The sequence below is a fragment of the Sphingopyxis sp. C-1 genome, from assembly GCF_001047015.1.
In the GTDB taxonomy this organism is placed as follows: Bacteria; Pseudomonadota; Alphaproteobacteria; order Sphingomonadales; family Sphingomonadaceae; genus Sphingopyxis.
Genome location: NZ_BBRO01000001.1, coordinates 981,571 through 1,006,307 on the forward strand (window position 1 = coordinate 981,571; position 24,737 = coordinate 1,006,307).

At 64.8% G+C, this 24,737-nt stretch carries 15 protein-coding genes; 9 read left to right on the forward strand and 6 right to left on the reverse strand.

The features are described 5' to 3' along the window. Window positions 1–46 precede the first annotated feature (46 nt). From SC1_RS04525 to SC1_RS04565, 9 genes are all read left to right on the forward strand, one after another. Window positions 47–808 carry a DeoR/GlpR family DNA-binding transcription regulator gene (locus tag SC1_RS04525; protein ID WP_238586568.1) on the forward strand — a complete coding sequence of 254 codons (762 nt, stop codon included), beginning with the start codon at window positions 47–49 and terminating at the stop codon, window positions 806–808. A gap of 211 nt (window positions 809–1,019) precedes the next feature. Beyond that, window positions 1,020–3,665 (forward strand): TonB-dependent siderophore receptor, encoded by a 2,646-nt coding sequence (locus SC1_RS04530; RefSeq protein WP_062178162.1) that lies wholly within the window; start codon window positions 1,020–1,022, stop codon window positions 3,663–3,665. Next, a complete protein-coding gene (locus tag SC1_RS04535; protein WP_083435679.1) occupies window positions 3,613–6,933 on the forward strand; it encodes an alpha-L-rhamnosidase in 3,321 nt (1,106 codons plus the stop codon). Before SC1_RS04530 ends, SC1_RS04535 begins: the two co-directional genes overlap by 53 nt. Continuing rightward, window positions 6,933–8,396: a carboxylesterase/lipase family protein gene (locus SC1_RS04540; RefSeq protein WP_062178167.1), complete on the forward strand. Its 1,464-nt coding sequence runs from the start codon at window positions 6,933–6,935 to the stop codon at window positions 8,394–8,396. The genes SC1_RS04535 and SC1_RS04540 overlap by 1 nt, the downstream gene beginning before the upstream one ends. 8 nt (window positions 8,397–8,404) lie before the next feature. After that, a complete protein-coding gene (locus tag SC1_RS04545) occupies window positions 8,405–9,259 on the forward strand; it encodes an alpha/beta hydrolase (RefSeq protein ID WP_238586569.1) in 855 nt (284 codons plus the stop codon). Next, entirely contained in the window at window positions 9,256–10,854 is a 1,599-nt protein-coding gene (locus SC1_RS04550) for a tannase/feruloyl esterase family alpha/beta hydrolase (RefSeq protein WP_062178172.1), read from the forward strand. The genes SC1_RS04545 and SC1_RS04550 overlap by 4 nt, the downstream gene beginning before the upstream one ends. Then, the gene (locus SC1_RS04555) at window positions 10,851–12,527 is read left to right on the forward strand and encodes an AMP-binding protein (protein ID WP_062178175.1); all 1,677 of its coding nucleotides are present in this window, start codon (window positions 10,851–10,853) and stop codon (window positions 12,525–12,527) included. The genes SC1_RS04550 and SC1_RS04555 overlap by 4 nt, the downstream gene beginning before the upstream one ends. After that, window positions 12,524–12,859: a hypothetical protein gene (locus SC1_RS04560; protein WP_193749109.1), complete on the forward strand. Its 336-nt coding sequence runs from the start codon at window positions 12,524–12,526 to the stop codon at window positions 12,857–12,859. Before SC1_RS04555 ends, SC1_RS04560 begins: the two co-directional genes overlap by 4 nt. Next, window positions 12,859–15,387, forward strand: a complete 2,529-nt coding sequence (locus SC1_RS04565; protein ID WP_083435682.1) for a glycoside hydrolase family 3 C-terminal domain-containing protein — start codon at window positions 12,859–12,861, stop codon at window positions 15,385–15,387. The genes SC1_RS04560 and SC1_RS04565 overlap by 1 nt, the downstream gene beginning before the upstream one ends. A 12-nt stretch (window positions 15,388–15,399) precedes the next feature. On the opposite strand, the gene SC1_RS04570 is transcribed toward SC1_RS04565, so the two are convergent. The 6 genes from SC1_RS04570 to SC1_RS04595 form a co-directional block, all read right to left on the reverse strand. Beyond that, window positions 15,400–17,025 carry an amidohydrolase family protein gene (locus tag SC1_RS04570; RefSeq protein WP_062178179.1) on the reverse strand — a complete coding sequence of 542 codons (1,626 nt, stop codon included), beginning with the start codon at window positions 17,023–17,025 and terminating at the stop codon, window positions 15,400–15,402. A 19-nt stretch (window positions 17,026–17,044) separates the two neighbouring features. After that, window positions 17,045–18,994: a serine hydrolase gene (locus SC1_RS04575; protein WP_062178183.1), complete on the reverse strand. Its 1,950-nt coding sequence runs from the start codon at window positions 18,992–18,994 to the stop codon at window positions 17,045–17,047. 12 nt (window positions 18,995–19,006) lie between these two features. Next, the gene (locus SC1_RS04580; protein WP_062178186.1) at window positions 19,007–20,491 is read right to left on the reverse strand and encodes a serine hydrolase; all 1,485 of its coding nucleotides are present in this window, start codon (window positions 20,489–20,491) and stop codon (window positions 19,007–19,009) included. A gap of 26 nt (window positions 20,492–20,517) precedes the next feature. Next, the gene (locus SC1_RS04585; RefSeq protein ID WP_062178189.1) at window positions 20,518–21,558 is read right to left on the reverse strand and encodes a DUF1611 domain-containing protein; all 1,041 of its coding nucleotides are present in this window, start codon (window positions 21,556–21,558) and stop codon (window positions 20,518–20,520) included. Then, the gene (locus tag SC1_RS04590; protein ID WP_238586570.1) at window positions 21,558–22,703 is read right to left on the reverse strand and encodes a dipeptidase; all 1,146 of its coding nucleotides are present in this window, start codon (window positions 22,701–22,703) and stop codon (window positions 21,558–21,560) included. The genes SC1_RS04585 and SC1_RS04590 overlap by 1 nt, the downstream gene beginning before the upstream one ends. 94 nt (window positions 22,704–22,797) lie before the next feature. Beyond that, window positions 22,798–24,681 (reverse strand): CocE/NonD family hydrolase, encoded by a 1,884-nt coding sequence (locus SC1_RS04595; RefSeq protein ID WP_202966782.1) that lies wholly within the window; start codon window positions 24,679–24,681, stop codon window positions 22,798–22,800. Window positions 24,682–24,737 lie beyond the last annotated feature (56 nt).

The following is a 24,737-nucleotide window of genomic DNA, read 5'->3' on the forward strand; positions in this document are numbered from 1 at the left end:
ACGCAATCAGACAGGGACCCCGATGCACGCAGCCGAACGCGAAAAAATGATCCTCGATAGCCTGGGCGAGAGCGGTTTCGTCTCGTTCCGCGACCTCGAAAGCCGCGTCGCCGCGTCGCCAGCCACCATCCGACGCGATCTCGACCGGCTGGAAGAGGCGGGCGTCATCACGCGCGTACGTGGCGGGGCGAAGCGCGTCGGAGGCGGAAGCGTTACATCCAGTACGTCCGAAGACGGACTGTCGGGCGTTCCATTCCACGAAAATATCGGCCGCAATCGCGGCGCCAAGGAAGCGATCGGCCGCGCCGCCGCAGGGCTCTGCATTCCGGGCGAAGGCGTCATGATCGACGGCGGCTCGACGACGCTGCAGATGTGCCCGCACCTGGACGGGCTGAGCCTGCAGGTTCTGACCAACTCGCTTCACATCGTCAGCGCGCTGTTGCCGCAGTCGACGACGCGGATCCTCATTCCATCGGGCCAGGTCTTTCGCGAACAGAATATCGTCCTGTCGGCCGCCGGCGATGACGGCATGCCGCGCTTTCACGCGCCGAAGCTGTTCATGGGTGCGGCGTCGATGGGTCCCGCGGGGCTAATGCAGGCCGACGTGATCCTTGTTGCGGCCGAACGCCGGCTGATCGAACGCGCCGACGAGATCATCGTGCTCGTCGACAGTTCTAAATTTTCGGGCCCGTCGGGCAACGTCGTATGTGCGCTGGACGAGATCGACGTCGTCGTCACCGACTCTGGAATCGAAACGCGTCATGTCGCGATGATGGAAGCCGCCGGCATCCGCGTCATCATCGCCTGAATTTTCCAGAACCCTTAAAAAGAAAACCGCGGTCTGGCGTGCCGTTCAGGCACGAATGATTGAAATTGATCGTTGACGTGATTGATAAAGACAAATAATGAGCATTGATGCAGAAACGCTCAGCGAAGCGTGGCATCGGAGGAACAAGATTGCCGGACAGGCGCCTCCGTCAAAAGGGACAACTCGCGAGGGCGAGTGCAGGGAGGATGCGATGAAGGCGATGACGAACGCGGGTCTGGATTTTGCTGCGCGGCGGAACGCGTGGCGGCGGGGCATTTCGGCAATGGCGTGTGCGGGGGCGCTGCTCGGCGCGACCGGTGTCCATGCGCAGGATGCCGATTCCGAAGCACCGACCAATGCCGATATCGTCGTGACCGGTACCCTGCTGCGCGGCGTTGCGCCGGTCGGCACCAATGTCGTCGCGGTCAGCGAGGCCGATGTCGTCGCCTCGGGCGCAGCCTCGGCGAACGACCTTCTCGCCTCGATCCCGCAGGTCGGCAATTTCGGTACGATCCCGGCGGGCCTGGGCAATTTCGGCAATCCGATCGTGCGTCCGAACATTCGCAATCTTGGCAACAGCGGTGGTTCGACCACGCTCGTGCTCGTCGATGGGCACCGCATGGTCGGCGCGGGTATTTTGCAGACGAGTTTCGACCCGTCGGTCATCCCGCCCGACGTCATCAAGCGTGTCGATGTCATTCCCGATGGCGGTTCGTCCATCTATGGCTCCGACGCGATCGGCGGCGTGATCAACTTCATCACGCGCGACCGCTACGACGGCATCGGCGTCAATGCGCGCTATGGCTTTGCCAAGGATTACCAGACGATCGACGCCAGCGTCATCGCGGGCAAGGATTGGGGTTCGGGCTCGGTCTTCATCTCCTATTCCTACGCCTGGCACGACGACCTTATCGGGCTCGACCGCGGCTATGCGACCGCGAACCAGACCGATCGCGGCGGCGGCGATTTCCGCAGCACCGCCTGCGCGTTGGCGAATATCACCGTCGGCACGACGACCTATGCGCTTCCCGGCCGGACGCCGGGCGTCAATCGCTGCGACCAGACCGACTATGCGGCAATCTATCCGCGCGAGGAACGCCACAGCGTTTTCGCCGGATTGACGCAGGACCTCAGCGACTCGGTCGCGTTCAAGCTGTCGGCCTATTGGTCGAAGCGCGATACGCTGCACCGCAGTGCGCAAAGCAGCGCGAGCGGAACGATCACCGCTGCGAATCCCTTCTTCCGCCCGATCGGCACCGAACTCGCGCACACCGTTTCGTTCGCATTCGACGATGTCTTCGGGCCCAGCAACGACAGCCCGTCGAGCTTCACCTCTTATGGCATCACCCCCAGCTTCGATTTCGAGCTCGGCGGTGGCTGGCAGCTGCGTACGCTGGCCAACTTCGGACGCAGCGAGAATGAATCGACCGAGCGCTCTTTCAACTCGACCCTGGCGACGCTTGCGCTGGCGGGCACCACGACCGCGACCGCGCTCAACCCCTATAACCTCTCGGCAACGTCGCCCGCGGTGCTCGCGGCGATCGACGATTTCGTCAACTATGGCGACGCGACGCAGGAACTGGCCGAAGGGCGCGTCGTGCTCGACGGTCCGCTGACCAGCTTGCCCGGCGGCGACATCCGCCTCGCGGTCGGCGGGGAATATCATTACGAGAATATCCGCTCCTTCACCGGCAGCGGCCCCGAAAATGCGGTCACCGGCTCGAACGCTTATGCCGCGCGCAATGTGAAGTCGCTGTTCGGCGAACTGCTGATCCCGATCTTCGGCGCCGACAATCGCGCGCCCGGCTTCTACAGCCTCGAACTGTCGGGCTCGGTCCGCTACGACGATTACAGCGATGTGGGCAGCACGACCAATCCCAAGATCGGCGTGACTTGGCGCCCGTTCGAGGCGCTGACGATCCGTGGCAACTACGGCACGTCGTTCCACGCGCCAAGCCTTGCCGACCTGGGCAACTCGGTCGACGCGCGCGTGCAGGTGCTTCCGTTCAGTCCGTTCCGCGCGCCGAACAGCTCGCCCTTCGACGCGCTGCGTCCGACGATCGCGATCGCGGGCGGCAACGCCAATCTGAAACCGGAGAAGGCCGATACCTGGTCGCTTGGCTTCGATCTCAAGCCCGCCGCGCTTGAAGGTTTCGTCGCCAGCGCGACCTATTTCAACGTGAAGTTCAAGGACGCCATCGCGGTCCCGCCGTTCACGTCGCCGCTCTTGTTCACGACGCCGGCCTATGCGGATTTCTTCATCCTCAACCCGACGCTCGCGCAGGCGCAGGCCGCGGCCGGCAATCTCCGCGTCGACGGCGTGCCGAACCTCGCGACGCTATTTGCGTTCAGCTCGCCCTATGTGCTGTTCCTTGCGCAGCGGGCGAACCTCGGCGCGGTGAATGTCGACGGCGTCGACTTCAACCTCGCCTATAATCGCCCGACCGGCTTCGGTTCGGTCAATGCGAATTTCACCGGCAGCTACCTCCTCAATCGCGAGACGCAGGTTGTGCAGGGCGGCCCGGTCAACGACGATCTCAAAAATGGCACCGGTCGCTTCCTCTTCACGGCAGGGCTCGGCGCGACGGTCGGTGATTTTACGGCGCGCGCGACGCTCAACCATCGCAGCGGCTATCCGGTCGTCGGGTTGGCGCCGCAGGAACGCGTCGCCGCGTTCGACACCGTCGATCTTTTCTTCAGCTACGATCTCGGCGACATGCTCGCAAACACGCTGCTGACGCTGAACGTCGACAATGTCTTTGACGAGGATCCGCCGTTCCTGAACAGTGCATCGGGATATACGAATGGCAGCACGCTCGGCCGGCTGGTATCCTTCGGTATTCGCACCAAATTCTGACGAGGAGGTTGGGTTGCCGCTGATCGGAAGCTTGCGAGGCCTGTTGCTGGGTGCGCTCGCGGCCGTCGGCATGGCAACCTCGCCCGTGTGGGCGGCCGATCCGGCGCCCGCCGAACTCAGGACCGAATATGCTGCGGCGCCGCTGGGCCTCGACACGGCGGCGCCGCGCCTTGCCTGGCGATCGCCGGTGGCGCGACAGAGCGCATATCGCATACGTGTCGCGACCTCCGAAGCCGACCTTGAGCGCGCGCCGCTCTGGGATAGCGGCAAGACCGTGTCGACGGACAATGTCCAGATCGCCTACGCCGGACCAGCGCTGGTGTCGCGCCAGCGCTATTGGTGGCAGGTGCAGGTGTGGGACGCCGATGGCAAGGTCTCTGGCTGGAGCACGCCGGCCTGGTGGGAAACGGGATTGCTTGCCGATGGCGACTGGCAGGCCAAATGGATTTCGGGGCCCCAACGCCTTGCCCATGACTGGGGCGACCTGACGCTCGACGCCGAGTTGACGCTGACGGGCAAGAGCGTCGACATATTGTTTCGCGCGCTGCCCAACGGCAAAACCTATGGCGACGCCTATGTCTGGACGCTCGCGGACGACAAGAACGGGCCCGAACTGATCCAGACGATCCGCCGCTATCCGGGCGGGACGAGTTCGGCGATCAAGATGGAGCGGCTGGGGCAGGTCAAGCTTGCGGCACCGCTCAAGGGGCGCCGCATCGCGCTTTCGATCCGCGCCGAGGGTCGTCAGATCGTGACGCGCATCGACGGGGTCGTCGTCGGGACGGTCGACAATGACGCGCACAAGCATGGCACGATCGGCTTCGCTGGTAAGGAAGCGGCGGCTGCGATCGTGCATTCGGTCCGCGTGTCGGGCACCCAAAGCCCTGCGGTTGCATATGATTTTGCGGGCGGCGACAATCCTTTCACCGGCGGTGGCGTTGGTAAGGATGGGTTGGTGGTCGCGAGCGGGGTTCCGGGTGTCGACCTGGTCCTCCCGATCGAACTGCCGGCGCCACTTGTTCGCCGCGCTTTTCGCCTCGGCAAACCGGTCGCGAGCGCGCGGCTCTATTATGCGGGCGGGGGCATGCCCCGGCTTTCGGTCAATGGCACGATCGTCGGCTCGTCGCTCGGCGTCGGTTACACCGCCTATGATAAGCGCGTGCTCGCTTACACGCTGGACGTGACTGCGCTGCTGCGCCGCGGAGAGAATGTGATCGGCGCCGAGTTGGGGCGCGGCTGGTACGGGCTGACCGATCCGAACGAATGGTATTTTCACGCGGCACCCTGGCACGCCGAGCCTGCGCTCAAGGCGCAGCTGGAAATCACCTACGCCGATGGGACCCGCGAAACGGTCGCGACCGATGGCGGCTGGCGCACCATTTCGGGCCCGACGCTCAATGACTCGGTGCATCGCGGCGAGCGCTTCGATGCGCGGCTGGTGCCGACAGGCTGGGATCGTGCGGGCTTTCGCGACCGCAAATGGTCGGCGGCTTCGGTCGTTGCTGGTCCGGCAGGGCAGATTGTCGCCGCCGACAGCGAAGCGATCGAGCCGGTCGAGGATATCGCGCCGGTCGCGGTGAAGGAGGTCGCGCCGGGCGTCCATGTATATGACTTCGGGCGCATCGTTGCGGGTTGGCCGGTGCTCAAAGTCAGCGGGTCGCGCGGGCTGACCGTTTCGATGATCGCGAGCGAGCGTGTTGCCGACGACGGCAAAGTCGTCCCTGCCGCCGGGCTGATCGACGCGCAGCTTCAGACCGACCGCTATACGCTGGCAGGCAAGGGCGCCGAGCAATGGGAACCGCGCTTCGGCTATCGTGGCTTTCGCTATGTGCAGGTCGACGGTTTCCCCGACAGGCCGCCCGTGGGTGCATTGACCGCCCGCATCGTCCATTCGGCGGTCGCGCGTACCGGCAGCTTCACGAGTGCCGACCCGTTGCTGAATCAGATCGACTTTGCCGCGATCGCGTCGATCCTCAACAATCTTCATGGCTTCCAGACCGACACGCCGACCTATGAGAAGAATGGCTGGAGCGGCGATGCACAGGCATCGGCGGGCGCCGCGGCGCGCAGTCTGGATATAGCGCGCGTCTGGACGAAATGGCTGGCCGATTTCCGCGACGCGCAGTCGGACAAGGGTGAAGTGCCGGAGATTGCGCCGACGACGCCTTTCTACGGATATGAGAACACCCCCGGCTGGAACGTGATCTGGGGCCCGACGACGCCCTGGGACGTCGCGGCGATGATCCTGCCGTGGGAACTTTATACGACCTATGGCGACACGCGCATCCTTGCCGACAATCAGGATATGCAGCGGCGACTGGTCGATTACACCGCGACCTTCATCAAGGCGCCCGACTATCAACGCTCGGCGGGACTGTCCGAATGGGCGTCGGCGGGCGGCATGGATTACAGCAATGCGCGCGGCGGCGGCATCGATGCGGTGACCACGGCCTATTTCTTCCATCAGGCGGACCTGCTTGCGAAATCGTCGGCGATCATCGGCAAGGCCGACGACGCCGAGCGTTATGGAAAACTCGCGGCCGACATCCGTGCTGCTTATAACGCGCGCTATTGGGATGCGGCGAACGGCTGGTACCGGACGGTCGATGCAAAGGGCGTCGCGGGTCCGGCGACGCAGGTGCAGAATATCCTGCCGCTCGCGTTCGGCATGGTGCCCGCGGGCCGCGAACAGGATGTCGCCGACACGATCGCACGCGACGTCGACAAGCAGGGGCTGCACACCGGTGTCTATGGCGCGCGCTACCTGCTCGAAATCCTCAGCGATTACGGTCATGCAAACCTTGCCTATCGCGTCGCGACGCGCACCGACGAGCCGAGCTGGGGCTGGTGGATCAAGAACGGTCATTCGACGATGTTCGAGACGTGGAGCCTGAACAGCCGATCGCGCGACCATCATTATTTCGCGTCGATCGCCGATTGGATGCGTCAGCGGCTCGCCGGCCTGCGTCCCGGCGCACCGGGGTACAAGCTCGTGGTGGTCAAACCCGCGATCCCGGACGGGCTGGCGAGTGCCGAAGCCGCAATGGATACGGTGCATGGCCGCGCCCTCTCGGGATGGAAGGTCGACGGGGGCAGGCTGGCGCTGACCGCCGAGGTGCCGGCGAATACGGCGGGGGAGATTTGGGTGCCGACACGCTTTGGCGCCGTAACCCCGCCTGCGGGCGCCAGCCCCGTTCGCGAGGACAAGGGTTATTTCATCTATCGTACCGGCCCCGGCCGTTTCATCTTCACGACCGGAGGCAAATAATGATCCGCAGCATATTGGTTTCGGCTGCCTTGTTGGCATCGCCGGTCGCGGCCCAGCAAGTGGCGATCGACAGTGGCGCTATCACGGGCGTAACGGCGGATGGCGTTGCGGCGTTCAAGGGCATTCCCTATGCCGCGCCGCCGGTCGGGGCCCTGCGCTGGAGCGCACCCGCGCCCGCGGCGCCGTGGAGTGCACCACGCGACGCAACCGCTTACGGCCCCGATTGCATGCAGAATCCGCTCCCCGGTATCCAGCCCGGATCGCGGCCGATGAACGAGGATTGCCTGACGCTCAACGTCTGGACACCGAAGCCAGCCAAGGGAGCGAAGCTGCCGGTGATGGTCTGGATTCACGGCGGCGGCTTCGTCGGTGGGTCGGGGACCTTGCCCGAGACCGATGGCGGCGTGCTTGCGAAGCGCGACGTCGTGATCGTCAGCTTCAACTATCGCCTTGGCCGCTTCGGCTTCTTCGCGCACCGCGCGTTGGGCAAGGACGGCAACTGGGGGCTGATGGATCAGATTGCTGCGCTGAAATGGGTCCAGCGCAACATCGCGTCGTTCGGCGGCGATCCGGCCAAGGTTACGATCTTCGGCGAGAGCGCGGGCGGGGAATCGGTGTCGCGCCTGATGGCGTCGCCCGCCGCCAGGGGCCTGTTCGCGCGCGCGATCGTCGCTTCGGGGGGCGGCCGCGATGACTGGCCGACGCTTGCGGATGCACAAGCGAAGGGGCAGGCGTTCGGTGCGCGAGCAGGCGCTGCCGACGCTGCGGCCTTGCGCGCGCTGTCCGCCGACAAGGTTCTCGGCAGCCTTGCCTTGATGAGCAAGGAAGAGGATCGCTATTCGGGGCCGATGACCGACGGGACGATCGTGCCCGCGGGGGCCGAGACGATCTTTGCCGAGGGTAAACAGGCGCGCATTCCCTATATTATCGGCAGCAACGATGATGAACTCGGCTTCATCCCGGCGCCGTTTCGCGCGATGGTCAACGGCCCGGTCGAAAAGTCGCTCGGTGCTTCCGCCGCTGCGGTGAAAGCCGCCTATGCGAGCGAGGATGAAGCGAACCGCCGGCTTGGCGGTGACGCGATCTTCGCCGAGCCGGCACTCGCTTTCGGCCTGTTGCAGGCGCGCGCGGGGGTGCCGACCTTCCTCTATCGTTTCGGCTATGTCGCTGAAGGCCAGCGCAAGCCCGATGTCGGAGCCGTTCACGCGTCGGACGTCGCATTCCAGTTCGGCAACCTGCTCGCCGACGCGACCGCCGCCGACCGCGCCGCCGCGAAGCAGCTTGGCGACTATTGGACCAACTTCGCGAAAACCGGCGATCCGAACGGAAGCGGACTTCCCGCATGGGTACGGCTCGACCCCGTAAGGCCGCAGCTTCTGTCGATGGGTATCGACGCAACCGCAATGGCGCCGGCAACCACGCCTGCGCTCACTGCCATCGCCGCCGCACGGGACGGAAAATAATGAAAGTCATGACCATGCGCCTTACTGCCGCCATCGCCGGCGCGCTCGCCATCGTCGCGATCCCCGCCTGCGCGTGGGAAGCGATCCGCCTGTCGTCCGACCCCGTTCCCGCGACGTCGAAGGAAGTGCGCGAGACCGGACCGTTCGGGACGATCGTGCGCAATGTATCCGACGCGACGCTGACGCCCTATGTCGCTGATAAGCCCAACGGCACTGCGGTAATCGTTGCGCCCGGCGGTGGTTTTCACATGCTGTCGATCGAAAATGAGGGCGAGGCGGTCGCCAAATGGCTGAACAGCCAGGGCGTCACCGCGTTCGTACTCAAATATCGTCTGCTCGAAACCGGAGCCGATTTTCCGCTCCAGATGATGCGCTATCTCGCAAATCTTCCTTCGCTGCGCACAGCGGTCGAACCGCTGCGCCCGCTCGCGACCGCCGACGGCGAGAATGCGGTGAAGTGGGTGCGCAAAAATGCCGCCCGCTATCGCATCAAGTCGAACCGGGTAGGGCTGATGGGCTTTTCGGCGGGCGGCGCGGTGACGGTATGGACGCTGACGGCGAACAAGCCCGCGAGCCGTCCAGACTTCGCGATCGCCATCTATCCGGGCCTGCTGCCCGACACAATCGCGGTGCCAAAGAAGGCGCCGCCGCTGTTCGTCGCAGCGGCAAAGGACGACAAGCTGGCATATGACGACAGCGTCCGCCTTGCCGCGGCGTGGAAGGCGGCTGGCGCGAGCAGCACGATCGTCACTTACGAAAGCGGAGGCCATGGTTTCGGCATGAAGAAGAGCGGCAAACCGAGCGACGCATGGACCGACGCAATGTCCGGATGGCTGCGCAGCCAGGGACTGGTCGGCAAATGAGGGCGGCATCGCTCCTCCTGCTCGCCGGCGGATCGTTGCTCGCGGGCTGCACCGCAAACGAACCCGCCCCGACACCGGCTTCCTCGGCGCAGAAGGTCGGAAGCTGCGAAGCGCTGACCGGCATGACGCTGAAGGACGGCAAGGTCGACGCCGCGACCTCGCTTTCGGGCGGCGCAATGGTCAATCTGGAGGCGGGCAAGCCCGGCCTTCCAGCCCCCGCCGCCTTCTGCCGCGTACAGGCTACGCTGTCGCCGGTGCCCGGATCGTCGATCAAGGTCGAGGTCTGGTTACCCGAGCGCGCGGGGTGGAACGGCAAGCTGCTCGGCGCGGGCAATGGCGGTTTCGGCGCGAACATGCTGCTGCCGTCGCTGCTTATGCGCGGCGCGGTGCAAAAGGGCTATGCTGCGGTCGGTACTGACATGGGGCATTTCAGCGAAGCCGATGTCGACGCAAGCTGGGCGCTGAACGCGCCCGAAAAGATCCGCGACTATGGCTGGCGCGCCAATCATGTCGGCGCGGAGACTGCGAAACAGGTGATCGCCGCCTTTTACGAAAACCCGCTCGCGGCGAGCTATTTCCATGGCTGTTCGGATGGCGGGCGGCAGGCGCTGACCCTCGCGCAGCGATACCCGGCCGATTATGACGCGATCATCGCGGGAGCCCCCGCGATGCCATGGACGCGCATGGCGAGCGCCTTTGCCAACAACGCCGTCGCGGCGGGCAAGCCCGGCGCCGACCTGCCGATGGCGAAGCTGAAATTGCTCCAGGCCGCATCGCTCGGCCAGTGCGACGGGCTCGACGGGGTGAAGGATGGCGTGATCGACGATCCGCGCGCATGTCATTTCGATCCGGCCAAACTCGCCTGCAAAGGCGGCGATGGCGCCGATTGCCTGACGCCGGGCGAAGTCGCGACCGCAAGGCTGTTCTACGAAGGTCCAAAGACGACCGGAGGCAAGAGCTTCTACCCCGGTTTCGCACCCGGCGCCGAGGCGGAGGCAGGCACCTGGTCACAATGGCTGACGGGCAAGACGTCGCAGCATGTAAAGTTCGGCACCGCCTTCTTCCGCTATTTTGTCCACGCCAATCCCGACTGGCAGCTTTCGGATTTCAACCTCGAACGCGACTATGCGTTGGCGAAGGCGCGGGTCGGCGGCGATCTTGATGCGGACAGCACCGACCTCGGTGCCTTCTACAAACGCGGCGGCAAGCTGATCCTCTATCACGGCTGGAACGATGCCGGGATTCCGGCACAGAATACGCTCGACTATTACGAGCGCCTGGTCGCGGCGAACCCGAAGGCTACGGCGACTTCGGTCCGCCTGTTCATGGTGCCCGGCATGTCGCACTGCCTTGCGGGACCGGGACCGAACAACTTCGATCCGCTGGCGGCACTCGATGGCTGGCGGCAGGGCGGCCCAGCGCCAGAGCGGATCATCGCGACCAAATATGACAACGACCTGTTCGCCTATATCGGCTTGCCCGCCAAGGCCGGGCGGACGCGGCCGCTCTGTGCATTTCCGAAGGTCGCAAAGTGGGACGGCAAAGGTTCGACCGACGACGCAGCCAGCTTTACGTGCGAGGCGCCCGGGAAATGACGAGCCATGTGACAGGCGCGAGCGAACCGCCGCTGATCGAGCATACGATCGGCGAAGCGCTCGCGCTTGCCGCCGAACGCTGGGGGAGCAGCGACGCGCTCGTATCGGTCGGGCAGGGCATTCGCTGGACCTTCGCCGAACTGCTCGAACGGTCCGACGCTTTCGCCGCCGGACTGCTTGCGCTTGGCCTCAATCCCGGCGACCGGATCGGCATCTGGGCACCCAATTGCGCCGAATGGACGCTGACCCAGTTTGCCGCGGCGCGCGCCGGGCTGATCCTCGTCACGATCAACCCGGCCTATCGCCTGTCCGAGGTCGAATATACGATCAACAAGGTCGGCCTTTCGGCGCTCGTCGCGGCGACCAGCTTCAAGACGAGCGACTATCCGGGCATGATCGAGGAACTCGCGCCCGAGGCGGTCACCAGCACGCCCGGTCAGTTGCGCGCCGAACGTCTGCCGACCCTGCGCTCGCTGATCCTCATCGGTCCGGAAGCGCGTCCAGGTTGGCTGCCGTTCGACGATGCGGCGACGCTTGCTACCGATACCGACCGCCAGCGTCTCGCCGCCATCGGCCCGGCGCTCGATCCCAACGACGCGATCAATATCCAGTTCACCAGCGGCACCACCGGTCTGCCGAAGGGGGCGACGCTCAGCCATCGCAACATCCTGAACAACGGGTATTTCGTCGGTCGTACGCAGGGGCTGGGGGAGGGCGACCGCATCTGCATCCCCGTGCCGCTCTATCATTGCTTCGGCATGGTGATGGGCAATCTCGCCAGCATCACCCACGGCGCGGCGATGATCTATCCGTCCGAAGGTTTCGATCCCGAAGCCGTACTGCGCGCCGTCGAAGCCGAACGTTGCACGGCGCTCTACGGCGTCCCGACAATGTTCATTGCGGTGCTCGCGCATCCGCGCTTCGATGACTTTGATGTGTCCTCGCTGCGCACCGGTTGCATGGCCGGCGCAATCTGCCCCGAACCGCTGATGCGGCAGGTTGTCGAGCGGCTGAACATGCGCGACGTGACGATCGCTTACGGGATGACCGAAACCAGCCCGGTGAGCTTCCAGACAGCGCCCGACGATCCGTTCGAACGCCGCGTCGGCTCGATCGGCCGCGTGCAGCCGCACCTCGAATGCAAGATCGTCGATGGCGGTGGCAATATCGTCCCCTCGGGCGAAGCCGGCGAGCTTTGCACGCGCGGATATTCGGTGATGATCGGTTATTGGGACGAGGCCGAACGCACCGCGGATTCGATCGACGCCGACGGCTGGATGCATTCGGGCGATCTCGCGACGATCGATGCCGAGGGCTATGGCAATATCGTCGGCCGCCTCAAGGATATGGTCATCCGCGGCGGCGAGAATATCTACCCGCGCGAGATCGAGGATTATCTCTATCGCCATCCCTTTGTCGAGGATGTGGCGGTGGTTGGCATCCCCGACGAACGCATGGGCGAGGAACTGTGCGCATGGGTACGGTTGAAGCCCGATGCCAACGTCGATGCCGAAGCGATACGCGAATTCTGTCGCGGCCAGATCGCCCACTATAAAGTCCCGCGCTACGTGCGTATCGTCGGCGAATTCCCCACCACGGTGACGGGGAAGGTCCAGAAATATCTGATCAGAGAAGCGATGGTCGCCGATCTTCAAAAGGAAGAAGTAGAATGAAAACTGCCATATTTGTTGCGGCGCTGATGGCCGCTGCTCCCGCCTTTGCTCAAGGCACGACCGCGCCGGCACCCGCACCCGCCGCGCCCGCACCGGCCGCGGCTGCCCCCGCCAGCGATGCGAAGTTCAACCTCGACACCCCGCTGCAGGACATCGTCGCCGACGAAAAGGGCAAGGCGGTGATCGAAAAGCATTTCCCCGGCATGATCGCACTGCCCGAATATGAGATGTTCAAGGCGATCAGCCTGACGCAGCTTCAACCCTATTCGAACGGCAAGATCACCGACGAGATGCTCGCCGCGACCGCCAAGGACCTGGCGGAGATCAAGTGATGAAGGGCCGGACAGCCTATCTGACGGCAAGTTTGCTGTCCTCCACGGTGGCGCTGTCCGGCGCACAGGCGCAGGATATGATCTACAAGGATAAATCCGCGCCGATCGAGGCGCGTGTCGACGATCTGATGGGGCGGCTGACGCTCGACGAGAAAATCCTGCTGCTCGCGGGCGAAAGCTCGATGACGCTGAACCCGATCGAACGGCTCGGCATCCCCTCGATCCGCATGACCGACGGTCCGACCGGCGTGCGCTCGCCGGAGGGTAAGCCCGCGACGGTGTTCCCTGTCGGTGTCGCGATGGCGGCGACCTGGAATCCCGACCTCACGGCAAAAGTCGGCGCGGCGATCGGCAAGGAAACGATCGCGCATGGCGCCGACGTGCTGCTCGCACCGACGGTCAACATCGTTCGTACCCCGCGCTGGGGTCGCAATTTCGAAACCTACTCCGAAGACCCGTATCTGGCTGGTCAGATCGGGCTCGGCTATGTGAAGGGCGCACAGGGCGCGGGTATCGGCGTGTCGCTCAAGCATTTTGCGGCGAACAATCAGGAAACCAACCGCTTCATCGTCGATTCAGTGGTCGATCCGCGCACGCTGCGCGAAATCTACCTCCAGGCGTTCGAGACCGTGATCAAACAGGGCGACCCCTGGTCGGTGATGGCATCGTACAACAAGATTAACGGCACGCATGCGGCGGAGAACCGTTGGCTGCTGACCGACCTGCTCAAGACCGAATGGGGCTATAAGGGCTTCGTGGTGTCCGACTGGGGCGCGGTCCATTCGACCGCGACCACCGTCAACGCTGGCATGGACCTCGAAATGCCGGGACCGCCGAACCATTTCGGGCCAAAGCTCAAAAAGGCGGTCGAAGAGGGCAAGGTTACCCCCGCGCAGCTTGACGACAATGCGCGCCGCATGGTGCGGTTGATCGTGCGCAGCGGCGCGATCGAGCGCGGCGTTGCACGCCCGATCGCCGAAACGACCCCGCGCAATGCAGCGCTCGCGCAGAGCGCCGCCGAAGAGGCGATCGTCCTCCTCAAGAACAGCGGCGTTCTGCCGTTGCCATCGTCGATCAAGACGCTTGCGGTGATCGGCCCGAACGCCGACGTCGTGCGTATTCAGGGCGGCGGCAGCTCGGCTGTCGTACCGTTCGAGACGAGCACGCCGCTCGCGGCGCTCAAGGCTGCGCTGCCGGGTGTCAGGATCGACTTCGCGCGCGGCGTCGACAATGAGGAAACGCCGCCGGGCGCGAACCCCAAATTGTTCAGCCCCGGAACCGACCGCAGCGTCACTGGCCTCGCCGCGACCTATTACGCCACTGCCGACATGAGCGGCGAGCCGGTGAAACGCGAAACCGCGACGAGCTTTTTGAAGCGGATCAGCGGCAATATCGCCGGACCGCAGGTGACGGGCTATGCGGCGTTCCGCTGGGAGGGGCTGTTCTGGCCCGAAACGAGCGGCACCTATGAATTCAGCACGCGCGGTACCGGCAATGCGACAATCACGCTCGACGGCAAGACCGTGCTCAACAAGGAAAGTGCGTCAAAGCCCGACATCCGCGACGTCCTCGGCTTCCCGATCCCGCGCCGGACGGTGTCGGTCCAGCTCGAAGCGGGGCGCAGCTATCCGATCCGCATCGACTATGTCACCGGCCAGACGCCCTATGAGTATCTGAGCTTCGGTATCCGCGAACCGCTCCCCTCGTTCGACGAGGCGGTCGCGGCGGCGCGCGGTGCCGATGCCGCGCTTGTGTTCGTCGGCTCCTCGTCGACAACCGAAGGCGAAGGGTATGACCGCACCTCGCTCGACCTGCCGGGCGACCAGAACAAGCTCGTCGAGGCGATCATCGCCGCCAATCCGAAGACTGCGGTCGTCGTCAATGCGGGCGCCGCGATGACGATGCCCTGGTCCGACAAGGCACCCGCGATCGTCGACATGTGGCTGCCGGGTGAAGGCGGCGCGGCGGCGCTCGCGAGCGTGCTCACCGGCAAGGTCAACCCCTCGGGTAAACTGCCCGTGACCTTCCCGGCCCGGAGCGAAGACGATATGGTCAACCTCAAGGGTGCCAAGACGCCTTATTCCGAAGGCCTGCTCGTGGGTTACCGCGGCTATGTCACAAAGGGTGTGAAGCCGCTGTTCCCCTTCGGCCATGGGCTCAGCTACACCAGCTTCGCCTATTCGGCGCTGTCGGCGCCTGTGCGCGTCAACGGCGGCGAACTGGTGTCGGCGAAACTCACGCTCCGCAACACGGGCAAGCGTGCCGGCAAGGAAGTGGTGCAGATCTATGTCGCGCCGCTCGCCCCCGCCGCCGGTGATCTGCCGATCGCGCTGCGCGGCTTTGCCAAGGTCGACCTTGCGGCCGGCGCGCGCCGAACCGTCAGCGTGACGCTGGATCCCCGCGCCTTTTCGCAATTCGATGCAGAGCAGGGGAAATGGCGCGTCGTGCCCGGCCGCTACCGGATCATGGCCGGATCGTCATCGGCGGATATCCGCCAGCAGCGCGAGATTGACGTGACGGCGGATTGAAAAGTCGCTGGCTCAGATCGCGGTGCACGCATGACGCAGGACGTTGCCGCTCCGCGAACCGGTCGGTTGCCCCTTGGCCAGAGCGACGACGCCGTTGACGATCACGTCGCCGATGCCTTCGGGCGCTGCCGTCGGCGCTTCATAGGTCGCCCGGTCCTTGATCGCCGCGAGGTCAAAGACGACGATGTCGGCGCGCATGCCTTCGCGTAGCAGCCCGCGATCGGAGAGGCCTAGCCGCTGCGCCGGCCAGCCGGTCATCTTGCGGATCGCGTCGGGCAACGTCAGCACCGGACGTGCCTGGACATATTCGGCGATGATGCGCGGAAAGGTGCCATAGGAGCGCGGATGCGGCCGCCCCGCGGTTTCGGCGGCGACCGTGCTGTCCGCTGCCGAGGCGTCGGTCCCGATGCTGACCCACGGCTGTTTCATCGCGAGGTCGATGTCCTTGTCGTCCATCATGAAATAGAGCGCCGACGCGCGCGCGGGCAGCGCGGCAAGCCAGATGTCCCACGCGGCGTCGGCGGGATCCTTGCCCAGCGCCTTGCCGATCTCGGCGAAATTCTGGCCGTTGAAGCGCTTGTACTGTTCGGCCTGACCGTTAGCGAGCACGACATTCTTCCACCCGCCCGACGCATGGACCAGGTTCGACCAGTCCGCCTGCGGCCCGGCGGCGAGTTCCTTTTTGAGCTGAACACGAACGGCGGGATCGCGCACCGCTTCATGCGCTGCCTCGCGGCCCTTTGCGAAGACATGCGTCGGAACGGTGACGTCGAGCCCGGTGCCACCGGCGCGATAGGGATAGATATTCGCGCCGATGTCGACGCCGCGCGTCCGCGCCGCCTCGATCCGCGCGATCGCCTGCGGCATCAGCTTGCCCCACAGCGGCGCATAGGCGGCCTTGATGTGGAACACCTCGACCTTCGCGCCGCTGCGTTCGCCGATCTGGACCGCCTCGTCGATCGCGGCGAGCAATTTGTCGCTCTCGTCGCGCATATGCGTCGCATAAAAGCCGCCGCATTTGCCCGGAATTGCAGCGAGCCGCGCAAGGTCGTCCGTCGCCTGAAAGCTCGCCGGCGAATAGATGAGCGCCGACGAAATGCCGAATGCACCCGCCTTCATCGCGGTACGCACCTCATCCTCCATGGCGCGCATCTGGGTTTCGTTCGGGGCGCCATCGCCATCGCCCATCACCTTCACGCGCGCCTGGATCGCGCCATAATAGGTACCGAAGTTGACGGCGATGCCCTGCGTCTCGAGCGTGTTGAAATAACCCGCGAGTTCGCCCGCGGGGACCGCGGTTCCGCCTTCGCCGGCGATCAGCGTGGTGACGCCCATCTGGAGCTTGTTTGCCGCCGATCCGTCGCGCAGCAGCACGCGTCCCGACTGATCAAGCATGTCGATGAACCCCGGCGAGACATAGCGGCCGCGCGCATCGATCTCCTGTTTCCCCTTCGTCTCGATCACGCCGACGCGCGCGATGCGGCCGTCCTTGATCGCGACGTCGGCGGTGACCCAAGGATTGCCCGCGCCGTCGAGCACGCGGCCGCCGCGAATGACGATGTCATAGGCGGCGGGCGGAGGCGCGGCCGCGCCGACCAGCAGCAACGAGGCAAGGGCAAGCGCGAACGGCCGTGTCATGCGGAAATCTCCCTGATTTTCAGTCCTCGACGTACAGATATTGCGTCTGCTGGCCGTCGTTGATGCTGAGCGTGCGCTTGCCGTCCTTGGTGCCGACCAGCGCATCGACGCCGATGTTGCCGGGGCCGACCGAGATGATCGACATGCTGCCGTCGGCATTCTTGCGCGTCGCGATCGGCCCCTCGACGAAGCCGGCCTTGATCCATTTCTGGCCGTTCTTTTCGCTGATCGTGATCTGCCCGACCGACGGGTCGCGATAGTGACCGGCGAGGCCCGCCAGCACCGCTGCGTCGCCCGGATAGGTCAACCGCTCGCGCTTCGCACCGGCCTGCGCCTTGATCCGTGTCGCCGCCGCGGTGATATCGCGCGCCGCCTCGGGCTGGCCGTCATAGAGTATTTCGAGCAGGCGGCGGAGCGTCGGCGCCAGCATCGATGCGCCCGGATCGCTGTTGGTCAGGATCACCATGCCGACACCGGACTCGGGAAGCGCAAACCAGGTGCTGTGATAGCCGACCAATGTGCCGCCATGCGTGACGACCTGCACGCCCGATGCGTCGCGCTGGAACAGGCCCATGCCGTACCAGCTGTCGGGTCCGACCTGCACGCCTTTTTCCCGGCGCGCGAGCAGGTTGGTTTCGCTCACCAGGCGCTTGCCGTCGAGCATGCCCTTGCCGAGTTCGAGCTGGACATAGCGCACCATGTCGGCGGTGGTGGAAAAGGCTGCGCCCGCAGGGCGATACGGATAGGGCGACCAGTTGAAGTCGTTCGACATCAAAGTCACCTTGCCGTCGATGTCGAGGCCGTGCGGCGCCGCCCAATTGCCCGCCATGCCCTCGGCATAATCGAAGGTGCTGTCCTTCATGCCGAGCGGCTTGAAGACTTTCTCTTCCATCGCCCGGTCATAGGCGGCGCCGAATTCCATCTTCGGATAGAGGATGTGCCCGCCGACATAGCCCGCCGCCGAGGCGAGCTGGTTGTTATATTGGAACAGGTCGCCGAACTTGCTGGTCGGCATCGTCGCGGCAAGCTGTTTGAACGTGTCCGCGGCAGGCTGTCCCTTGTCGGCGAGGATGAAGCCGAAATCCTTGCGCGGCAAACCGGTGCAAGCGCAGATCAGATGCTTGACCAGTACCGACTTGGTGACCTCGTCATTGCCGAGGCGGAACTCTGGATACAGGTCGACGACCTTCTCGTCCCAGCGCAGTTTGCCTTCGTCGGCAAGCGTCGACAGGAGGAGCGTGGTCATCCCCTTGGTGTTCGACGCGATCATGAACTTGGTGTGCTCGTCGACCTTTTCGGGCGAGCCGAGCGCGCGAACGCCGAAGCCGCCCTGCCACAGCACCTTGCCATCGTCGATCAGCGCAAAGCCGACGCCGGGGACTTCGAGTTCCTCACGGCTCTGCTCGACGAAGTCGGTGAGCAGCTTGATCCGCTCGGGCGTGAGTTCGTGCGCGGTCTTGCCGGCGAAACTTTCCTTCTGGAAACCCGCCGGGCGAAGGCCCTGCGACACCACCGACATCGCGGCCGAGCGCTTGGCGGCGGTACCCGCCGAACCATCGACGATCAGCACGGTCCACGCGGTGCCCTTGCGCAGCGCGCTTGCCGAGCGCGCGGCGCGCTCGGTCGGCAATGTTTCATAGGCAAAGCTCACGCGCTCGTCCCAGCCGTCGGCCGGAGGCGCCGCGGTGCTGGTGCGCTGCGTCGGCACGGCACCCGGCCGGACGACCGCCCAGGCTTTGGCGGCGGCATCCGCGGCGTCGGCGGCAGCGCCGATTTCGGCGACCACAATACGCAGGTCTCCCTCGGGCGATGTGAAGACGAGCGCGGGGCCCTGCTTCGATGCGGTCCAGTCCTTGGGCTGCACATATTGCACGCCGCTGGCGAGCTTGCCGGGCGTATCGGCCGCGACGGTCTGCGCGAGGGCGGCGACGGGCGCGCAGGAGAGCGCGAGTGCGATCAACAGCTTCATGATGGCTTCTCCTCAGGGTTGGACAAAATGATAGAGAACATGCGGTTGCGACGTGAAGGACAGGCGCCAGCGCCCCTCGGCGCCGTGGAACAGCAATTGCTCGTAAGGGCCGCCGGCGCGGGCACCCGTGGCCTGTTCGAACCGCATCGGGCCGACGCGTTCCCAATAGGTGGTTTTGCCCTCGCTGGTGACGGTGACGGCATTCGGTCCGGCCGCTGCGATTTTCAGGTCGCGTTCGGGGTTGGGGGTGCGCGCATAGTCGCGGCGATTGCCGCGATAGGCGCCGAGCGGCAGCACCTCACCCGCCGGTGCGGCGATGCGCGGGGCGGGAGCGACCGGGAACAGCCGGCCGATCAGCGCTTCGGTCAGTTCGGTCCGCCCGCCATAGCTGCCCTGGCCGCCGGTCTCGGAGACGAAGAAGCCGAGCCCGGCCTCGGGCGCCAAAATCATGTTCGAATGGAAATCGCCGGTGTTGCCGCCATGCCCAACCATGCGCGGGCCCTTTTCACGAACGACAAAAAAGCCGTGCGCCATGCCGGGCAGGCCGGGGGCGTTGGCGACCGAATCGGTCATCAGCAATTTGACCGACTCGGGCTTCAGGATGCGCGCCTTGCCCAGCGCGCCGCCGTTCATCATCGCCATCATGAAACGGGCCATGTCGGGGCCGCTGCTCGTGCCCGACCCAGCGGGCATCACCGGGCTGAACAGTTCGAACGGTTCGGCCACCAGCCGCCCGTCCTTGACCTGATAGCCCGACGCCATCCGGGGTGCGAGCGCGGCGGGCAGCGGTTCGCGAAAGGTCGTGGCATTCATGCCGAGCGGCGCGAAGATATGCTTTTCGACATAATCGGGGAAAGCTTCGCCCGACACGCGCTCGACGATATAGCCGGCGAGCACCGAGCCATAGTTGGAATAGGATGTCTCGGTCCCGGGGGCCCAATGGCGAACGGGAATATGCGTCTTCATCCATTCGACATAGGGCGTGATCTTGTCGGGCGTCGGTGCGGTCAGCCCGCCGACATCGCTCATCCCCGGCGTGTGCGACAAAAGGTCGCGCACGCGGATCGGCTTGCCCTCGAACTCGGGGATTTTGAAATCGAGATATTTGTTCACATCGGCGTCAAGGTCGACGCGGCCCGCTTCGACTTGTTGCAGCAGCGCGCTCCACGTGAACATCTTCGACACCGATCCCGGTCGGAACAGCGTCTGCTGCCCGTCGACAGCGACGCTTTTGTCGATATCGGCAAAGCCGTAACCGCGCGAGAATAGCACCTTGTCGCGATAGACGACGGTGACAATGGCGCCCGCGACTTCGCGCGTCGCGATCTGCTGCGCCATCACGCCGTCGACGAAATCGGCAAGCCCGCCGATCCGGTCCTGCGGGATGCTATAGCTGGTTTCCGCAGCGGATTGCGCCGTGGCGACGGAGGGCAGGGCGATCGAGCCGAGCAGCGCGGCGGCATATGCGGTACGGCGCAGGGCCGGGAATCGGGTCATGCAAGGTCTCCGAAGATCAAAGGGGTTCATGCAAGGCAGCTATCGACGAGGGCGTCGAATGCAGGCCCGCCGCGGATCGGATCGGCCACGGGCAGGCCCAGCCGCGCGCTCTCACGCGCCATCAGCTCGGTCGCCGTCTCTTCGTCGAGCGCCGAGGTGTTGAAGGCAAAGCCGCCGCAACGGATCGCGGGATTGGTCCGTCGGCCCAGCAGCATCGTGAGTTCGACCACTTCCTCGACGCTGGTCAGCGTATAGCCTGCGGTGCCGAGCATCTCGGTACGGCCGGGCTCGTGGCAGACGACGAAGACATCGGGCTGGCTGCCATGGAGCAGGCCAAGCGACACCGCGGCATAGGATGGGTGGGTCAGCGCGCCCTGACCTTCGATCACGTCCCAATGGTTTGCGGGCGCATCGGGCGACAACAGCTCGGCCGCACCGGCCTCGAAATCGGAGACGACCGCGTCCATCGGGATGCCGCCGCCCGCGATCATGATGCCTGTCTGACCGCTTGCGCGAAAATCACTGTCGATGCCGCGCTGCTCGAACGCACGAAATAGCGCCAGCGCGGTATATTTCTTGCCGAGCGCGCAGTCGGTTCCGACGGTCAGCAGCCGCTTGCCGCTGCGTTTCCGCCCGGTTCCGACCGGAAGCTGCGAGGGTGGCACGCGCACGTCGATCAGTTGGCGGCCGAGCCGGTGCGCCGCTTCGGCGAGTTCGGGAATGTCGGCGAGACGCATGTGCATGCCCGCGATCAGGTCGAGGCCCGCCTCCAGCGCCTCGATCAACGATGCACGCCAATTTGCCGGGATCACCCCGCCCGGGTTGGCGACCCCGATCACCAGCGCGCGCGCACCGCGTGCCCGCGCTTCGGCGGCGGTGAGCGCTTCCAGCCCGGTGGTGACCGTGGCGCCGGGCAGCCGCAGTTCGCCGACACATTTGTCGGGCGCCCAATCCTTCAGCCCAAAGGCGGTTTTGGCGTAACCGGCGATCGTCGTGTCGCCCAGGAACAGCACATAGGGCTGCGGCAGCACAAGTGCACCGGCAAGGCGGTCGGTCAGCGCGTTCATCAACCGCCCCAGGTCGCGGTCAGCAACCGCTGGAAATTGCCGCCGAGTACCGCAAGGATGTTCGCGTCCGAATATTTGCGGCGCAGCAATTCTTCGGTCAGATCGAACATCTTGCGCGGGTGGTCGAACCCGTCGATGTCGATCTTCTCGCGAAAGGCGTAGCTGTCCTTATAGGCGCCGCGCAGCATCTTGTTCATCTCGGGCGACGTATCGTCATAGCCATAGAGGTCGGAATCGGTGCCGACGCCGACATGGTCGATGCCGACAAGCTTCACCACATGGTCGATATGGTCGACATAGTTCACGATCGTCGTCGGATCGGTCTTGCTCACGAAATTGCGCACCCCGGTGATGCCCATCACGCCGCCTTTCGCGGCGCAGGCCTTGATTGCCTCATCAGTCTTGACGCGCGGATGGTCGATCAGCGCGCGGCAATTGCTGTGCGTGATCGCGATCGGCTTCGGTGAAATCTCGATTGCGTCCAGGGTTGTGCGGTCGCCGCAATGCGACACGTCGACCAGCATGCCGACTTCGTTCATCGCCTTGATGATCTCGACGCCGAAATCGCTGACGCCGCCGTCGACGCGGTCGGTCGACCCGGATCCGATGCGGTTTTGCGAGTTATAGGTGAGCTGGGCGCAGCGCTGCCCGATCTCATAGAAGGTCTTGACGTCGGCGGGGCGGTTGAAATGGTCCGCATTCTGCAGCCCCATGATCACCGCGACCTTGCCGTCCTTCTTGGCACGCAGGATGTCGGCGAACTTGTCGACCCCGGTAAAGACATGGCTGTTGCGCGCGACGAAGTTGCCCCAGATCGCGAAGAAGCTGAGCGCCTGTTCCTTTGCCGTCGGGCCGCCGATGCCCACCGCGTGATGGATGGCGTTGATGCCGCTGGCGCGAAAGTCCGCGGTTTCCTTTTCGCTCAGCGCCTTGGTATAATAGCTGGGATCGAAATCGATCTTGATCGGGGCCAGCATGTCCACGACGACCGCGCGCTGGACCAGTTCGATCGCGCGCTTCGAATAGGCGCGGTTCGTGAAGGGGCTGATCTGGAGATTCGCACGGGCGATATAAGGCGCGGCAAGGGGGGCGGCGAGCGCTGCGCCGGCGGCGCAAATCGCCTGTCGTCGAGAAAATAACATCATCATCCCCCATTTCGCAAATTTTCTAATCAGGACGATATTGTCCCAATTGGGTATCGTCAATCATTTCCTTCGAGCCGAAGAACCTTCCCGAAGTTCATCGCACCACGGGCAATTCGACATAGGACAGTCGGCCGGGCGCATGGTGGATGCTGTTCGTTGCGACGACGCCCTTGCTCTCGCGCTCGTTCGGGCCGCCGGTGTTGAGGTTGCGTACGAATTTGGGGAAGTTGGACGAAGTCACCTCGATGCGGATGCGGTGGCCGACGCCGAAACGGATGCTCGTCGCGATCGGCGACGGCCTGATTGGATACACCTCTCCCGGACGCATCATCGCCGGCTTGTCGAAGCCATCGCGATAGCGGGCGCGAAAAATCGTATCGCCGATGATCCACGCGGTGCCGTCGGGCGCGACGTCGACCAGCTTCACCGCGAAATCGGTATCGGCCGCGCTCGACGAGACGTTCAGCAGCGCGTCGACGAAACCGCTCACCTCGATCGCCTCGGTCAGCGGCTCGGTCGAATAGACGAGCACATCGTCGCGGATCTCGACGCCGCGCTGGTCGAATGCGCCGGGGATCACGATGCCGCCGTTGCAGCAGTCGCCGCCGCCGACCGTCGGCACGGGGTTCATCGGATCGTAGCGGAAGCGGTCGGGCGTATCCGTGGCGGGCGCGGCGGCGACCAGGCGGCCCCCACCGTTGAGGCTGTTCGCGTCGCCGCCGCTGTCGAGATACAGGCGCAGCGGCTTGGTACCCTTGGGCGGCCAACTCTCGTTGCTGCGCCATTGGTTGGCACCCATCGCGAAATAGCGGACGTGCGGCGTCGAGTCGGGGAAGGCTTTTTTGTCGCCCTTCAGCCAGCGATCGAACCAGCCGAAGACCGCACCGTCGACATCGAAGCTCGTGTCGCCCATCGATCGCTCGCCGACCACTGTATCCTTGCCGAGGCGCGAATAGCCGCAATGGGTGACGGGCGCGATCACCGCATATTGGTTTGCCGCCGCCTCGGCGTCGGTCTTGCTCGCGCGGGCGTGGTTGAACAACTCAAGATTCGGCCCGATCGAGACGTCGTACCAGCTATTGAACCATAGCGCGGGCACGCCCCAGCCCATGTCGTCGTGATAAAGCCCGCCCTCGCGCCAAGCCGGGTCGGCGGGCGTGCGCGCGATAAGGGTGTCGAAGGTCTGCGGCGGCTCGCCCAGGCTCGACAGCAAGCTATCCACCGGCAGGTGCTTGATGTGTTTGTTCCAGTCGACGCTGGGCTTGGTCGCGGCGAGGTCGTTGTTGAGCGTTGCGCGCGCGCGGGTGGCCTCGTCGATGTCGGCGGGAAGCTGGGCGCGGACGGGATTGTCGACGCCATAGAGCCAGACGAAGAACAGACTGCGCGGTACGCCGCCGGTGTACCAATTGCCCTGTTCCTGGAAACGGCCGACCTTGCCGATCCCGGCGCCCGCCGCCATCGGCACCATCGCCGCGTGCGCGGGATGGTTCTGCGCAGCGAGGGCGAGCTGCCATTCGGCAGAGGACGAGCATCCGAGCGTGCCGACCTTGCCGTTCGACCAGCCCTGCGACGCGATCCAGCTCAGCGTGTCATATCCGTCGGTTTGCGGCTTGCCGAGAATCTCATATTTGCCTTCGGAAAAATAGCGGCCGCGTTCGTTCTGGACGATGAAGATGTAGCCGCGTCGCGCCGCCTCGATCGCATAGCGCTGCGTCGATCCGCGCAGCTTATGTTCGTTATAGGGCGTCTTCCACAGGATCACCGGCAGCGGGCCCTTGGCGTTCTTCGGCGTATAGATGTTTGTCGACAGGCGTACCCCGTCGCGCATCGGCACCATCACCGCGATGCGCGAATCCGCGAGCGCCGCGAGTTCGCTCTCCAAGGCTTGCGGAGTGTATTTCGAAAGGTCCTGCGCGGCTACGGGCTGCGCCGCCACGGCGGCAAGAACCAAAGCGAGCGGCGAGCAAAAGCGCAACATCAGCAACTCCGTCATCCCAGTTTTCGGGCCCGATTCGACACCGGCGGTTTACAGAC